Raw genomic sequence first — 16,434 nt, forward strand, 5'->3', positions numbered from 1 at the left:
CGCTGTGTCGTCCATCCGAGATCGGGTGAAACAGCTCGTGCCGGCCCAGGTGACCAATCGGTTGAAGGACTCCCTGGTCGACTACGGGGTGCGGACCAGCGACCGTCGGGCGCTGCCGGACTTCCTCATCATCGGCACCAAGCGGGGTGGCACCACCTCGCTGTGGAACTACCTCGTCCAGCACCCGCTGGTGCCCCGGCTCTTCCCGGCCTGGAACACCAAGTCGGCGCACTACTTCGAGGAGCACTGGGGTCGCGGGGAGGCGTGGTACCGCTCGCACTTCTCGACCGAGCGCCAGCGTGCGGCCCTGACCAAGCGGCACGGCGGGCCGGTCCGGGTCGGCGAGGCCGCCCCGCTCTACATGTTCCACCCGCTCGCCGCGCAGCGGGTCGCCGGGCTGATGCCGACGGTGAAGCTGATCGTGCTGCTGCGCGACCCGGTGGAGCGGGCGTACTCGCACTGGAAGGAACGCCGCACCCACGGCATCGAGCCGCTGGACTTCGCCGCCGCGCTGGCCGCCGAGCCGGAGCGTACGGCGGGGGAGCGGGAGCGGCTGATCGCCGAGCCGGAGTCCTTCAGCGAGCCGTACGACTGGTACACGTACCGGGCCCGGGGTCGCTACCTTGAGCACCTGGAACCGTGGCTGGAGCGCTTCGATCCCGGCCAGATCCTCTTCCTGCCCAGCGAGGACCTGTACCGCGACGCGCGTGCCACCTACCGGCGGACCTTGGACTTCCTGGGGCTGCCCGCGTACGACCTGCCCGACTTCAAGGTCTACAACGACCGGCGCTCGGCACCGCTGGAGCCGGCGCTGCGTGCCGAGTTGACCGAGTATTACCGGCCGTACAACGACGCGCTGCGCCAGCGGCTCGGGCTGGAACTCGACTGGGCGGACCGGGCGGCGTGACCGCGCAGGTCGACGCGACGGCGGATCCCCGGTCACGGACGGACGGCCTGGGTTGGGTGAGCCGGGCGGTCTTCCCCGACCGGCGGGTCGCGTTGACAGTGGGGGGCGACCCGCCGGTCGGCCATCGCGCGGTGGCCCACTACGCCGTCGTACCCTCGCCGGCCCGGGCCCGGTTCCTGGTGCCGCTGGGCGCGCCCCGCGCCGCGGCCGCGTCCCTGCTGGCGTACAACGCGCTGCGACCTCCGAAGGTGCGGGCGTTGCGGGCCGTGGTCGGCGGGCTGGCCCGGTTCGGCGCGGTGGGCCTGGCCCCGTTCCCGACCCTGACCGTCTCGGTGCCCGCCGGGGTGTCCGCGGCCGAGGTGCTGCTGACCGAACGGCTCGCCGAGGCGCTCGGTGGCACCCCGCTGTTGGCCGCCTTCGGCGTCCGCCCACCGGATCCCAACCACAAGCCCACCCTGCAACTGTTCAGCGCCGACGGCCGCCCGCGCGGGTACGCCAAGATCGGCTGGAACGACGCGACCCGCGCGCTGGTCACCGCCGAGGCGGACGCGCTGCGGGCGTTGCGGACCGTTGCCGGCGCGGCCGACCACCCGGTACCGCCGGGCCTGCTGGCCGAGCTGACCTGGGCCGACCAGGTGGTCGCGGTGATCGAGCCGCTACCCCCGGCGGTACGTGGGGTGCCGGTCGACGACCCGCCCCGGATCGCGGCGCTGCTCGCGGTGGCCCGACGTGGTGGGCCGGGGACGCCGCCCCGACCGCTGGCCGGGTCGGCGTTCCTGGCGCGACTGACCGGGCAGGCCAAGCGCGCCGCCGCCAGCGGGGCTGCCGGTGCTCGGGCCGTCGACGCGGTCCGGGTGTTGGCCCGGCGGCACGGGGGCACCGCTGTGGAGTTCGGCCACTGGCACGGTGACTGGGTGCCGTGGAACCTGGGCGAGCACGCCGGACGGTTAGTCGCCTGGGACTGGGAGCACAGTGGCCCGGACGTGCCGGTCGGGTTCGACCTGGCGCACGACGCGTTCCAGCGGGCCCTGGTGCTGCGCGGCGATCCGGCCGCGGTGGCCGCCGGTGCCGTCGACGCGTACCTCGATCGGCACGGTGACCGGCTCGGTCTGGGCCCGGCGCAGAGCCGGTTGGTGGCCGACGGCTACCTGCTGGAGATGTGGCTGCGGACCTGGCGGCTGGCGGACGCGGGCGCGGGCTGGAACGCCGCGCTGCACCCCGCGCTGCTGGACGTCATCGAGAAACGACATAGCGGCTGATCCGGGGAAATCGCCGGGAGGACGGCGCCGGGGGCGGCGCCGCAGAGTGACGAAGAAGACGCAGGTCGTGATGAACGTCGATATGGCTCGGGCGACCTGTGGGACCAACCACCGTACGTGGTGGGCAGGCGAACGACCGGTCGCGCTATACAGCGGCCGGCAAACGTGTGATCTGCTCATGCGTGGCGTGGACCGTAATTCCAAGCGGACTTGTGGGGAGTCGCGTGGACACGAAGATCGAGGCCGAAGAACCGCCGGTGCTGTTACTGGTCGGATCCAGCGGCGGGCACCTGGCTCAATTGTTGGCACTACGGCCGTGGTACGAGAGCCGGCGGCGCTGTTGGGTCACCTTTGACACACCGGAGGCAGTGTCGCTGCTCGCCGGCGAGGACCTGGTTCCGGCGCACCATCCGACCACCCGTAACGTGCCGAACCTGTTGCGCAACGCGGTGCTCGCCTGGCGGGTGCTGCGCGAGCGGCGGGTCGAGGCGGTCGTCACCACGGGTGCCGGAGTGGCCGTGCCGTTCGTGGTGCTGGCCCGGCTGCGGCGTATACCAACCATCTACATCGAGGTGTACGACCGGATCGACACCCCGACGCTTACCGCCCGACTGTGTCGCCCCTTCCTGTCCGCGATGCTCGTGCAGTGGGATGAGCAGCGGCGGCAGTACCCGGAAGCCACAGTCGTCGGGACGCTGTTGTGAGCGGGGAGGCGACGACCGGCACCACCCGGCGTCCGCTGCCGCCCGAACCCCAGTCGAGCACCGACGCCGAGCACGGTCGCCTGCCGCGGCAACGCGACACCGCCTCGACCGACCAGCTGCGGGTGCTGGTCGCCGTCGGCACCGACAAGCACCCCTTCGGTCGGCTCGTCGACTGGCTGACGCAGTGGCACGCGGAGACCGTCGGCCCGGTGGACCTGACCCTGCAACACGGACACACCCGGGCGCCGGCGGTGCCCGGCGCGGTGTCGTTCCTCGGCCACGCCGCCCTGCAGGAGGCAATGTCTCGCGCCGACCTGGTGGTCTGCCACGGCGGCCCGGCCACCATCCTGGAGGCCCGCCGGCACGGCCACCTGCCGATCGTGGTGCCCCGCGACCCGGAACGCGGCGAACACGTGGACGACCACCAGCAGCTCTTCGCCCGCCGGCTCGGCGCGGCCGGCATGGTGGTGCTCTGCGAAACCCGGGAGCAGCTGTACGAGGCGCTGGACGCCGGGCTGAACGAACCCTCCCGGTACGCGGTGGCGGCCGACCCGCAGGCGCACCGGGCGCAGGTCGCCGCGGTGGCCCGGGTGGGTGCGATCGTCGAGGAGTTGGTGGCCCGATCGGCGCGGCGCCCGCCGCGGCGGAGGGTGTGGGCGCGGCTCCGCCGCGGTGCGGAGGAGACCCGTTGACCCGGCAGCCGAGCGTCAGCGTCGTGGTGCCCACCCGGGACCGCCCGGAACTGCTGCGGGCCGCGGTGCGCGCGATCCTGACCCAGGAGTATCCCGGCGCGGTCGAGGTGGTGGTGGTCCACGACCAGTCGGTGCCGGACGAGTCCCTGGCCGAGTCGGCCGACCCGGACCGCGTGGTCCGGGTCATCCACAACACCCGCACACCGGGCCTGGCCGGGGCCCGCAACAGCGGCACCCTGGCCGCCGGTGGTGACCTGATCGCCTTCTGCGACGACGACGACGAGTGGCTGCCCGGCAAACTGGCCGCGCAGGTGACCGCACTCGCCGCCGACCCGGACGCGGAGTTCGTCTGCTGCGGCATCCGGGTCAGCTACGACGGCACCACCGTCGACCGGGTGCTGGACAAGGACCGGATCACCCTCGCCGACCTGCTGCGCGACCGGATGACCGAGTTGCACCCGTCCACGTTCCTGATTCGCGCCGGCGCGCTGCGCGACGGGTTCGGGCTTGTCGACGAGGAGATCCCGGGCAGCTACGCCGAGGACTACGAGTTCCTGCTGCGGGCCGCGCGCAGCGCGCCGCTGCTCAACCTGCGTACCCCGTCGGTGCTGGTGCGGTGGCACAAGCGCTCCTACTTCGCGCAACGCTGGGACACCATCTCCGAGGCGTTGCAGTGGTTGCTGGAGCGCTACCCGGAGTTCGCCAGCCAGCCGGCCGGCGAGGCCCGGGTGACCGGGCAGATCGCATTCGCGCGGGCCGCGTCCGGTGACCGGCGGGGCGCGCTGCGCTGGGCCCGGCGAACGCTGCGGCGCAACCCCCGCGAGCCACGCGCCTACCTCGCACTCGCCGTGGCCGGACGGATGGTCCGGGCCGACGCGGTGCTGCGCACGCTGCACAAACGAGGCCGGGGCATCTGAACGAGCCGGACGACGCCCCGCCCTCCTCAACGAGCCCACAGCAGATCAAAGGACAACCATTCATGGGACTTCACTCGCTCAGGTTCCGACTCGTCGACTCGCCGACCTCGCTCGGCGCGAAACGCCGTGCGCGGCGCGCGGCCTGGCTCTCGGACACCTTCCCGGACCTGGCCGACATGACCGTCCTCGACCTGGGCGGCCGGGTGGACAGTTGGGCGCGCGTCCCCGTCCGGCCGGCACACGTCCACGTGGTCAACCTGGAGCCGCTGCCCACGGAGCTACCAGAGTGGGCCGAGGCCGACCACGCCGACGCCTGTGAGCTGCCCAAGAGCATCCTGAGCCGCAAGTACGACCTCGTCTTCAGCAACAGCGTCCTGGAACACGTCGGTGGCCACGAGCGCCGCCAGCGGATGGCCGACGCGGTCCGTGAGTTGGGGCGCGCGTACTGGGTGCAGACGCCGTACCGGTACTTCCCGGTCGAGCCGCACTGGGTGGCCCCGGGGATGCAGTTCCTGCCGGTGTCGGCGCGAGTGGTGATGGCGCGTAAGTGGCCGCTCGCCTACAACCCCGGCAAGTCGTACGAGGCGGCGATGAGGCAGGTGCTCACGACCGAACTCATCGGCCGCGCCGAACTCAAGTACCTGTTTCCCGACGCGACGATCCGTAATGAGCGTCTGGCGGGTCTGACCAAGTCGATTATCGCCATCCGACACCACTGAGCGGGTTGACGTCGGGGAGGGTTGGCCTTGTCCAGCCAACCCTCCCCGCCCGGCAGATCCATCGTCTCTGCCGGGTAGCGCTGCTACAGCGTGCCTGCCACGAGCAGTACGGCCATGGCGACGAACGCAACGGTCACGGCGAGGTACAGGATCTTCCTGCTCACCTGCTCACCTGCTCACCTGCTCACCTGCTTAGAGATTCAAATCTTACTTCTTCTGCAGGTAGAGCAGGGCCGTAGCCACAGCGGCCATGAGTACACCCACCGCGCCCGAGATAGACCAGTCCGCCTCGACTACAAACCTACCGATTGCGACGCCGGTCACTAACATGATCACGGCGAAAGCGGTGTACTGCGCCTTCGTCATTGGCCCCAACTTTCATTCGTTGCAAATCCGCAATTATCGATTCTCACTGCTAATCCTCGGGTTTGCCCTGGTCTACGAGGTAGGCGGCTGAGCCGGTGATGGCTCCTGTTACGGCCCCCACAGCTAGCCCCCCCGCACAGCCCGCCAGGATCGTGCCCAGACACCCGCCCAGTCCGCCCAAGACCGCTCCCGCAGCCCCTGCATAGACAAGTCCTCCCCATGAGAAGAGTCCGGTGGGGTCAAGGTAGTTGACCGGGTTGCCCGCTGCATACGCGTAGCGGTTGCCGTGCTGCGGGTTGCCGATGAAGCTGAGGTTGTCCTGTTGGGTGAATCGGCCCTGGTCGGAGTTGTACCAGCGCTGCCCGAACTTCGTGAACTTCGTCGCCGGGTCGTACGTGCCGCTGGCGTACCGGATGATGTTGGTCTGGCCCAGGCCCGTCTCGGAGGCGGTGAGGGCGTTGCCGTACGGGTCGTAGGTGTAGCTGGCCGAGGTGGAACCGTCCGCCTTCACCAGCGCGACGACCGAGCCGAGCCCGTCCAGGACGTACGCGTGATCGGTGGTGCCGATGCGCACGCCGAGCGGGGTGCCGAGCCCGTCACGTTCCACATAGACGTTGGCGTTGGCGCCGTTCTTCCACGACTGCAGCCAGGGCATGCCGTGCTGGTCGTCGCGGCCGTACGTGAGGCTGATGCCGCCCGCCTGAGCCAACTCCACCTGATCGGTGCCGGCGTAGCCGTAGGTGGTGGTGCCGCTGGTGGTGGCGGTGGTCATCTGCTTGGCGGCGTTGTAGCCGATGCCGCTGACCGCCGGGGCGCTGGTCTTCGTCTGGTTGCCCCGGGTGTCGTAGGTGTTGTTGGTGGTGGTGACCTGGTTGGCACTGTTGTAGGCCAAGGTCTGGGTCGTGGTGCCGTCGACCTTTACCGTCTCGCGGTTACCGTTGGTGTTGTACGTGTAGTCGTAGGTCTTGCCGTTGTGGTTGGCGGCCTTGGTGAGCCGGTCACCCTTGTCGTAGGTGTACTGGCTGATCTGCCCGTTCACCTCGTTCTTCTGCCACTGACGCAGCCCGGTGTCGTCGGCCTTGGCGGTCGAGCACGCCTGGCCGGACACGTACTTCGCGTGGCAGTAGGTCACGTCGAAGACCGTCGCAGGGCTCGCCGAGTTGCGGGTGGAGGTGATGCGCAGCGGTCGGTCGGACTTGTCGTACGTGGTGGTGGTCTTCAGCGCCCAACTGCTGTTGGCGGCGTTGGTGGCGAACCACGTGTTGGTGCGGTTGCCATCCTTGTCGTACTCGAAGTTGTAGCGGGTGCCCCCGGCGGTGTCCATGCGGACGAGCCAGTTGCGCGTGTTGTAGTAGTACTTCGTGGTGCCCCGGCCGTCGACCAGCTCGTCCAGGTTGCCCGCCGTGTCGTGCCGGTAGATCTGCTGGGTCCCGGTCGGCGGGTTGCGCTTGCGCAGCCGGTTGAGCTGGTCGTACTCGTACGTGGTGGTGCCGGTGGCGTCGGTGCGGATGAGCAGGTTGCCGGAGCCGCCGTACTCGTAGGTGACCGCGGTGGTGGCCGCGCAGCCGGAGTAACTGGTCGTCGTCAACCGGTCGTCGAGGCTGTACTCGTAGGTGGTGGTGCAGCCGCCGTTGACCTCGGTGCGCAGCCGGCCGTAGCTGTCGTAGGTGAAGGTCTTCGCCGACAGGCTGTTGCTGGTCGGTGGGGTCATAGTGGTGAGCTGCTTGTTCGAGTCGTACGAGTAGGTGGTGGCGTTGGTGCCATTGCCCGGGTCGGTGGACGACTTGATCGTGCCGTCGCTGTTGTAGTCGACCTTCGCCTCGGCGGCCAGGGCGTCCTTGCTGGACATCTGGTTGCCGGCGCCGTTGTAGGTGTACGTCGAGCTGTTGCCCTGCGCGTTGATCGACGACGACGGCTGGAAGTTCGCTGTCGGGTTTGTCGACGTCGGCGTGTTGGCGTAGGCGGCCGAGCCGCTGGCGCCGGTGGGGGCCTCCGACTTCGTCTGGGACTGACCGCTGTTGGCGCCGTACGTGTTGGTGCTGGTGCCGCCCTCGGCCGAGACGCTTGTCGCGACGTCGCTGAACGGCGTGTACGTCTTGCTGCGGCTGTTGCCCGCCGGGTCGGTGACCTTGGTGATCCGCTTCTCGGAGTTCACCGTGTAGGTGGTGTGCGGCACCGAGGTGACCGGCTGGGAGAGGTCCTGGCGGGGGTCGGCGACGTCGGTCACCGTCGAGCTGGTGTACGCCAGGCGGGTCGTCGCGCCCTGCATGGTGGCGTTGTCCGTCACCTGGGTGAACGACGTGACCCGGTGCTGACCGTCGTAGGTGATGGTGGCGAAGGTGTTGTCCTCCATCACGATCTTCGTCAGGTCACCGGCCGAGTTGTACTCGAACTGCACCTTGCGCCAGGTGGCGCTCTGGATGGTCTTCAGCCGGTTGGCGGAGTCGTACTCGTAGGACACGTCCCGCCAGTTGCCGTCGCTGCCGGTGTGCCGGTAACGGGTCAGTCGGTCACCGGTGTAGGTGACCGCGGCCGACCGCACCGACCCGACGCCCCGGTTGGACGTCACTGTCGTCATCTTGCCGCTGCTGTAGGCGAAGTCCACGACGTTGCCGTTGCGGTCCTCGGTCTTGTCCAGCAGGCCGTCGGAGGTGAAGAACAGCTCCTTGCCGCTGTCGTTCTCGGTGAGGATCCACCCCGTGCCGTTCTGGGCCAGCTTCGCCTTGAACTCGCCCGGCGAGGTGTAGGCGGAGCCGGAGGCGGTGAACTTTCCGACCACACCGTCGGCCGCCGCGTAGGTCACCGAGCCGTCGTCGGCGGGGAACAGCCGGACGTCGATGCCGGACCGGGTCCGCCATCCCGGGCCGTGGGCGCCGTTGGCGATGCCGCTGCCGAGCAGGAGGCTGTTGAACGAGGCGCCAAGCGTGACGTTCTCGGCGATGCCCGGCAGGGTCAGTTCGGTGCTGGTCAGCACCAGGTTTCCGGAGCCCACGTTGACCTTGGCCTGGAGGCGGTCGGTCAGCGAGAAGTCCAGGAAGGTGCCGTTGCGGACCGGGCCGGTGCCCTTCGGCACCGACGGTGCCGCCGCCGCGGCGGCGAAAGCCGGAGCGGCCCCCGCCTTGAACAACCACACGTTCGAGCCGGAGCGCGGCGACACCACCGGCGCGGCTGCTGTCCGAGCCGACGTCGCGGCGGCTGGCACCGCTTGCGTCGACATTGCTATCAGCACTGACGAGGCGGTAACCGCCAACGCCACCCCCATACGTACCGCGGTAGATCTCACATACTCTCCTATGGTGATTCGGCGGGCAGGTCCCGTCGAACATCGAGCCGAGCTGCGCCTTCGTGAAACGCGCAGGTGGGTTCGCCGCCAGACCTGGGGCCGGGCGGGAATTGGGGAGCGGACAAAGAGACGAGGGCCCGACGGCGCGGGCACCTTCATGGACAGCAGACAAGGTAGACGACCAAACTCCCCGTGCGGTCGTAACTACTTGCTGTCAAACAACTTATGGGCATGACTCGATGGAGACAAGAGCAGATCCACTTTGCGTGGAATCGGCTTCGCGTCCACTGGGCGGTCCGCGCAGGACTGCACGGCTCGTTGGCCATCGGCCGTAGACCGACTGACGGCTGGGGGTGCTGGCTACGAGGGTCGCCGGGCGGGCCGGCCACGTGCAGTGGGACCGCAAGCTCGGGCCGGCGGGCCGGAGGGTGGCATCACCACCGGCGAGCCGCTGCGGGTCCGCGCCGCGATGAAGCAGTCCTCGTCCGAGCTGGCCTAAGTGCCTTCGCCCCACTCAAGGTGGTTCTGTACAAAAAAGCGCCTCCGTTTGAGCTTGCACTGTTCCTGGCAAGAAACTGGCGCACTACCGATCAGGCGACTTCCGCGAGCGGCCGATCCTTCGTCACTGGGAGTGGTTTCTGGACTTTAACGATCACGTTCTAGCTGGTGAAAGACGTCTCTCGAACCGTTGGATCGTCGCCCATAGTTTTCGTTGACCAGCTTCATCGACAACCGTAGTGTCCGGCGCACCTTTCATCCTAGGAATCGGGGACCGTGGTGGCACGTGCGCGCCCGCATGGAAGTGGTTCAATGGTCAAATGGGGAAGATTCGTCAGATCTCGGTGGGGTCGGGCAGCGAGTGTTGTCGTGGTGGCAAGCCTCGCCATGACCCTCTCCGAGGTGCCTGTCGAGCGAGTCGAAGCGGCACCTCGTTCCAAGCCGGCTGAGGTACTCGAGCGTCCGGATGAGATCGCTGCTCTCGTCACCGCCCGGATGACCGGCGAGCAGGTCCGGATCACCGGCATGACCACGGAATCAGCTGAATACGTCGCCCACCCCAACGGGCAGATCGAAGCGAAGGTTCATGCCGGTCCGGTCCGGATGCGGCAGAACGGGAGGTGGGTGCCGATCGACCTCACTCTCCAGCCCGCGGCGGACGGCTCCGTCCGAGCCCTCGCTCACCCCCTGGAGCTGCGTATCTCCGGTGCCCGGCAGGCGGGTGGCGAGCTAGCCGCAGTAGGGGTCGGAGACGGGCGGCTGAGCATGGGTTGGGCTGGTGCCCTGCCCGCGCCGGTACTCGAGGGCAACCGGGCCACCTATCCAGAGGTGGCGACCGGCATCGATCTAGTGGTCGAGGCCACCCGGACCGGTTTCGCGCAGTTCCTCACGGTAAAGAGCCGCGAGGCCGTGGATCGACTGCCGGCGCTGGACCTCCCACTGTCAGGTAAAGGGCTGTCCTCCTTCACCCAGGACAGCTCGGGTGGGCTGATGTTGAAGGATGCCAAGGGCCGGCCCATTGCGGCAGTTGCGGCGCCGGAGATGTGGGATGCGAAGCGAGCATCGGGTAGCGGCGAGCCGACCCGGCGGGCGGTTGTGGCGGCGAAGGCGGAACGGCCTGCCAGCCGGTCGGCCCGTGAGGCCAATGGCCTAACCATGCGGCTGAAGCCGGACCTGAAGTGGCTCAAGGATCCCGCGACCCAGTACCCGGTCACCATCGATCCCCAGATCAACCCGCTTTACACCACCTTCGATACCTATGTGAAGGAGGGCGACACAGTCGACCGGGGCGGGGCGAACGACCTGCAGCTTGGTTTGCTGGCCGGCTCCCCGAGCGTCAAGGCGCGGTCCTTCGTGCACTGGGGCGTCTCGGCGCTTGCGGGAAAGCAGATCACCGCTGCCACCGTGAACTTCTGGAACTTCTGGTCAAACACCTGCACCGCGACCTCTTGGGAAATCTGGACCACCGGTGCTGCCTCGTCGGCCACCCGGTGGGGCACCCAGCCCAGCTGGACGCAGAAGGAAGCGACCTCGACCCAGAGCAAGGGCGGCTCGACCTGCGCCGACGGGTGGGTGAGCATCAGCGGCACGACCTTCTTCCAGCGAGCTGCCACCGCCAACCAGTCCACCGCATACATGGGTGTGCGCGGCACGAACGAGGCCAGCGCCGACAGCTTCAAGCAGCTCCGTTCCCGTAACGCGGTCGACAGCAGTCAGGTGCCGTACGCGGTGGTCACCTACAACTCGTACCCAGCGGTCGGAACGCGCTCGACATTGCCAGCGAGCGCCTGTGCCACGGGTTCGGCGCGGCCCACCATCAACACCGCGACTCCCCAGCTCAGATCCGTGATCTCCGACGCCGAAGGCTCGTCGGTCAAAGCCGAGTTCGAATGGTGGACACTGAGCGGCACCACCAAGCTCGGGAGCACGATCACCGGCACCGCGGCCTCCGGTTCGACGCTGAGTGCCGCTGTCCCGTCCGGCGTGCTGGCCAACGGTTCTGCCTACAAGTGGCGAGTCCGGGGCAATGACGGCACCGTCGATGGCAGTTGGTCCTCATTCTGCGAGTTCACAGTAGACACCTCGATCGGCAGTCCACCGATCGTCAGCTCGACCACCTATCCGGAAAACCAGTGGGGCGGCGATGCCAACGTCGCGGGTAACTTCACCTTCGACCCGAACGGCATCAGCGACGCCGCCGCCTACGAATACAGCCTGGATGTGCAGCCACCGAACAAGGTTGTGAACGCGCCGTCCGTCGGGGCGCCGGCAACCGTGAGCATCAAGCCGCCGAACCCTGGCTGGCACACGGTCTGGGTCCGTACCCGCGACTCGGCCGGTAACGTGACCGCCCTGCGCAGCTACCCGTTCAAGGCCGGCACTGGCTCCCAGGACTCGCCCAAGGTCGGAGATGTCAGTGGCGCCAAGGTGGTACTCGACTCGACGGCCACGCCCTCCTTCGTTGACGTCACCTATCAGTGGCGCCGAGCCGGCTCCGATGCCTGGGTCGTCATCCCGGCAGCTCATGTCTCGAATGCCGTCGGCGGTAGCGCAATTACATGGCCGGTAACCCTCAACAACGGCTCCGCGCCCAAACTCAACTGGGACGTCGCCGCTACGCTCGCCTCGGTAGATGCGCAGAGCGTCCCGCGCGACGGTCCCCTTCAAGTCCGGCCGTACTTCAATCTGAACAGTTCCGGTGCGCCGGCCGACAACGTAAAGTTTCGTTTCGACCGGAACCTTGCCTCAGCGGACACCGTCGACGTCGGGCCCGGCTCGGTCAACCTGATCACGGGTAATTACCGGCTCTCGTCCACGGATGTTTCCGTCGCCGGGCTCTCCATCTCCCGGACGGTCAACAGCCGCCAGCCGGGCGGCCTTGACCCGCTGTTCGGCCCGGGATGGGTCTCCGGCCTGGTCGTGTCCGACGCCGATGCGCCTTACACGAGGCTGACCGCCTATGGCAGTCTGGTCCAGGTCAAGCTGCCGGACGACTCGACCATCGGCTTCACCAAGCTCGACAGCGCCGGGGTGAACTACGAGCCTCAGCCCGGCAGCGAGTCCTACAAGCTGACCTTCGCCTCGGCGACCAGCACGTTCACTCTTGCCGATGGCGCAGGCAACGTGGTGACCTTCAAGCGGACCTCGACCGACCCGGCTAACGTTTATACCCCTTCGTCGGCCGTCGCGCCGGGTTCCGGCAACTCGACGACGTACTCCTGGGAGAAAGCGACCGTCGGAGCAAATGAGATCATGCGGCCTACTCGGCTGCTGGCTCCGGCCCCAGTCGGCGTTACCTGCTCGACGCTAGTCCGGGGCTGCCGCGCGCTGACGTTCACCTATGCGGCAGCCACCACTGCCACCGGCTTGTCCGACGGCACCTGGGGCGACTACATCGGCCGGATCACGCAGATTTCCTACACCGCCTGGGACCCCGACCTCGCCACGCCAGCCATGCGGACGGTCGTCCTGGCCCGCTATACCTACGACAACAGCGGTCGGCTGCGCGCCTCCTCTGACCCCCGCCTCGACTACTCTGGCCAGCAGTTGCGGACCGTCTACTATTACAACGGCGACGGCATCCTGGTCTCCCTGACCCCGCCAGCGCAACAGCCATGGCAGTTCTCTTACACCACCGTGCCAAATGACCCGGGTAAGGGCCGCCTGCACAAGGTCACCCGGTCTGCTCTCAGCGCCGGCACGGCGGTACAGACGGTGATCTACCAGGTCCCCATCTCAGGCAGCGGGGCCGCCTATGACCTCTCGGCCGGGCAGGCCGCGCGATGGGGCCAAATCGAGCCACCGACCGATGCCACCGCGATCTTCCCAGCCACCCAGGTGCCAACCGGTGATCCAACCACAGGCGCGCTCCCGAGTTCTTACGAGCGAGCGACGCTCACGTACCTGAACGCGAACGCCCGTGCGGTGAACACGGTTCAGCCGGGAGGCCACACCGCCACCATCTGGTACGACCGGCACGGCAACGTGACAAGTGAACTGACCGCAGCTAATCGGAAGCGCGCACTGGATGCCTCCAGCAGCGACGATGCTTTGGCTGAGACCCAGATCGCGTCGAGGTTGTCAGAATCAACCGTCTATTCCGAGGACGGGCAGAGAGTGCTTGAGACCTTCGGGCCTGAGCACGACGTGATGCTGCCGTCCGGAGTGGTGGTTCGCGGGCGTACTCATACACGTTACATTTACGATGAAGGGGCGCCAACGACAGGCGGGCCGTTCAATCTTCCCACTACCGCATTGGTGTCGGTCAGTTACGTCAATGCCGGTCAGACAATCGATTCCGACACCCGCACCACCACCACTCAGTACGACTGGACGCTCAAGAAACCGACCGTGGTCACCGAGGACCCGGGTGGACTCAACCTGATCACCCGTACCAGCTTTGACAGCGCGGGACGTACCGTTCTCAACACCACTCCTGGTGGAGGGAGCGTCGACACTACGCCGGCAACGCGCGCTACCACTTATTATGGTGCCGCCGCTAACACGACTTACCCCGAATGTGGCAGCCGCGCGGAGTGGGAGGGGGAGGTGTGTCGCACACAGGCAGCCGGGCAGCCCGAGTCGGGTCCGCAGCTTGCCGTCGCGGTGAACACCTACGATATGTATGGGCATCTTCGTGTCAACCTGGAGAAGACGACGGCTGAACTTCGTCGTTCGACCATCAGTTATGACGTTGCCGGTCGGGAGTTGGAAACCGTCGTCACCGCCTCCGGGTTGGGTGAGCCGGTAGAGAAGCGCCGCAACATCTACGACCAGGCCAGTGCGCAACTACTCCGCACACAGTCCGTCAGTTCGACCGGCACGGTGACCAGCGAAATTATCAGATCCTACGACACCCTGGGTCGTCAGGTCTCCTACACCGACGCGGACGGAATTGTATCCACCACCACATACGACCTGCTCTCCAGGGCTGCCACTTTCAACGATGGGAAAGCCACTCAAAGTTACAGCTACGATACCGGTTCAGAACGGCGTGGCCTTGTCACTCAGGTTGTTGACTCTCAGGGTGGGACGTTCGCAGGCCAGTACGACGCAGATGGTGCGGTGCTTAGTGAGGTCTGGCCGAACGGCGTCACGGTAACTCCGACTCATGATGAGACGGGAAACGTCGTGGGAGTCTCGTATGTCAGAGCGAACTGCGGCCAGGCGGACTGCACTGTTTACGCAGAAAACATAAAGCGAAGCGTTCACGGGCAGCAGCGTGATCGCCAGTCGACGCTGTCTGCCCAGTCCATGAGCTATGACGACGCCGGCCGGTTGATGACGGTTCAGGACATCGTCGGTGGGCAGTGCACCGTCCGCAACTACGTTCTTGACTCGGCCACCAATCGTAACAACGCGAACACGTTCTCTCCGAGTGTCGGCGGAGCCTGCCAAACTGCTACCCCAACCAACAGTCGGACCTGGGATTATGACAGCGGCGACCGTACGACCGGTGCGGGTTACGTCTACGATTCTCTCGGGCGCAGCACCGAGATCCCAGCAATCGATGCACCCTCCGGTGGTGGGGTGAACCCGCAGATCAGCTACCACACCAACGATATGGTCCGTTCCATCACGCAAGGCGCAAGAACCGCCACATACACCCTCGATGTCGTTTCAAATCGATTCAGGTCCTACAGTGACAACGCGTCTGGAGCGACCGTCACGAAGCGGAACCATTACAGTGAAGACGGCGACAAGCCTTCCTGGATCGACGAGGGCAGCAGTGTTTTCAGTCGCCCGGTGGAGGGCTTGTCCAGCATTGTTGCAAGTTTTCGTAACACGACCGGGTTGACTTGGAATATCACCAATCTCCACGGTGACCACGTTGCTGGAATCATTGAATCTGCCCCAGGTCTCTCCTACACGAGTGAACAAACCGAGTTCGGGCAGATGCGCAATGGGTCGGATGTCGGAAATCAACGCTATGGCTGGTTGGGGTCCGAACAGCGTGCTGCTGACACCCCGACCGGAATGATCCTTATGGGTGCCCGGCTCTACAATCCGGCAACAGGAAGGTTCTTGTCCACCGACCCGGTCTACGGGGGCAGTGCCAATCCCTACGACTATTGTTCCGGTGACAGTGTCAACTGTACCGATACTGCCGGGCTGTACTCGACGTTCTATTTCAGTTGCCGAGAATCGTGGAGATCTACAGTGGTCGGACGAATTCTCGGCTGGAACTACGCGGGCTACAACCTCAACATCCGATGCCGACTGGGCCACGGATGGTTCACGAGCGGCGGTTTTATCCTGACGATCGCTGGAGCAGCCATTGGTGCATACTTCGGCAATGTCCCAGGCACGATAATTGGTGGAATTGTCGGCGGCGGATTGGGCTATTGGTACAGCACGTGGTGTAGGGGTAGCAATGGAGCTCAGGTGAGAGGCACGTACAAGTGGCGGAAATACAAGAGAGGCAAGAGGAGCTACACTGCGTCTTGGGGCTATTCGCTCACGCCGCGCTGTAGCTGACAAATGCTGATAGCAGTCCCTTGAGCTGAAGGAGAGCCGCGTGGGTGAGTCACTAGCACGTTCCGTGTTTTATCTCCTCCAGCTCTGCGGGACCGTCCTCGCGGTGTATGCCTTGGTCGTGGTCGGCATGAAGGGCCAAATGCCGAGGAGTCGTAGGGTGTGGGGAGCGGGGTTGAATCTCTCTCGCCGAGGATTCGTCCTGCACTTTGGTGCACTGGGTGTCTCCTTGGCGGTCCTGATGTACCTCGTACTGCTTTGGTGGCACGAGAACTCCTGGCTGGTGTTGCTCCCGCTCGTTCTGGTGGTTTGTTCTCTGCTCCTGAGCTGGCTCAGAATGGTGCGGACCCGGGCGGACGACGGCGGGGTGCGCTAGACAACGTGGCCGGTGCTGTCAACGCACCGGCCACGTTGTTGTGCACCCTTCAGCCGCACCGACCGCCCGTCGTAGAGACTGAGCAGGGCCTGGTCAAGGGCGGCCAGATGTGGCCCCGTCCCGACCATGAGCTCCTCGCCGTCCCGGCGGCTGATCGTCGGAACGACGAGATGTGACGTGTGGCTGCTGGGTGTGAGTCGATGCTCACGTCCGCAGGGCGGGACGCGCCGGGCGGCACG

Annotated in this window: 9 protein-coding genes; 8 read left to right on the forward strand and 1 reads right to left on the reverse strand. The window is 66.6% G+C overall.

From position 1 onward, the window contains the following. Nucleotides 1-4 precede the first annotated feature (4 nt). From KBX71_RS24805 to KBX71_RS24830, 6 genes are all read left to right on the forward strand, one after another. Nucleotides 5-907, forward strand: a complete 903-nt coding sequence (locus tag KBX71_RS24805) for a sulfotransferase domain-containing protein (RefSeq protein WP_210820299.1) — start codon at nucleotides 5-7, stop codon at nucleotides 905-907. After that, nucleotides 904-2,166, forward strand: coding sequence for a hypothetical protein (locus KBX71_RS24810; RefSeq protein WP_210820300.1), 1,263 nt, complete (start codon nucleotides 904-906; stop codon nucleotides 2,164-2,166). The genes KBX71_RS24805 and KBX71_RS24810 overlap by 4 nt, the downstream gene beginning before the upstream one ends. 224 nt (nucleotides 2,167-2,390) lie before the next feature. Then, on the forward strand, nucleotides 2,391-2,870 hold the full coding sequence (locus KBX71_RS24815; protein ID WP_210820301.1) for a UDP-N-acetylglucosamine--LPS N-acetylglucosamine transferase: 480 nt from the start codon (nucleotides 2,391-2,393) through the stop codon (nucleotides 2,868-2,870). A gap of 35 nt (nucleotides 2,871-2,905) precedes the next feature. After that, entirely contained in the window at nucleotides 2,906-3,562 is a 657-nt protein-coding gene (locus tag KBX71_RS24820) for a glycosyltransferase (protein ID WP_374102641.1), read from the forward strand. After that, entirely contained in the window at nucleotides 3,559-4,479 is a 921-nt protein-coding gene (locus tag KBX71_RS24825; protein WP_210820302.1) for a glycosyltransferase family 2 protein, read from the forward strand. The genes KBX71_RS24820 and KBX71_RS24825 overlap by 4 nt, the downstream gene beginning before the upstream one ends. 62 nt (nucleotides 4,480-4,541) lie before the next feature. After that, a complete protein-coding gene (locus KBX71_RS24830; protein ID WP_210820303.1) occupies nucleotides 4,542-5,198 on the forward strand; it encodes a class I SAM-dependent methyltransferase in 657 nt (218 codons plus the stop codon). Between the two features lie 415 nt (nucleotides 5,199-5,613). Here the strand turns inward: KBX71_RS24830 and KBX71_RS24835 are convergent, their stop codons facing one another. Beyond that, nucleotides 5,614-8,781 (reverse strand): RHS repeat-associated core domain-containing protein, encoded by a 3,168-nt coding sequence (locus KBX71_RS24835; protein WP_247684072.1) that lies wholly within the window; start codon nucleotides 8,779-8,781, stop codon nucleotides 5,614-5,616. 460 nt (nucleotides 8,782-9,241) lie between these two features. Here KBX71_RS24835 and KBX71_RS34865 point away from each other — a divergent pair, with 460 nt between their 5' ends. After that, nucleotides 9,242-9,346 carry a chorismate synthase gene (locus KBX71_RS34865; RefSeq protein ID WP_247684073.1) on the forward strand — a complete coding sequence of 35 codons (105 nt, stop codon included), beginning with the start codon at nucleotides 9,242-9,244 and terminating at the stop codon, nucleotides 9,344-9,346. Nucleotides 9,347-9,717: 371 nt separating this feature from the next. Next, complete coding sequence (locus tag KBX71_RS24845) at nucleotides 9,718-15,822, forward strand: RHS repeat-associated core domain-containing protein (protein ID WP_307847295.1); 6,105 nt, start codon at nucleotides 9,718-9,720, stop codon at nucleotides 15,820-15,822. The last annotated feature ends 612 nt before the right edge of the window (nucleotides 15,823-16,434 follow it).

This window comes from Micromonospora sp. D93, from assembly GCF_018070365.1.
Taxonomy (GTDB): domain Bacteria; phylum Actinomycetota; class Actinomycetes; order Mycobacteriales; family Micromonosporaceae; genus Micromonospora; species Micromonospora ureilytica.

Coding starts and splice junctions, on each gene's coding strand:
- KBX71_RS24830 (WP_210820303.1), top strand. CDS start 4,542: ATGGGACTTCACTCGCTCAGGTTCCGACTCGTCGACTCGCCGACCTCG.
- KBX71_RS24835 (WP_247684072.1), bottom strand. CDS start 8,781: ATGTCGACGCAAGCGGTGCCAGCCGCCGCGACGTCGGCTCGGACAGCA.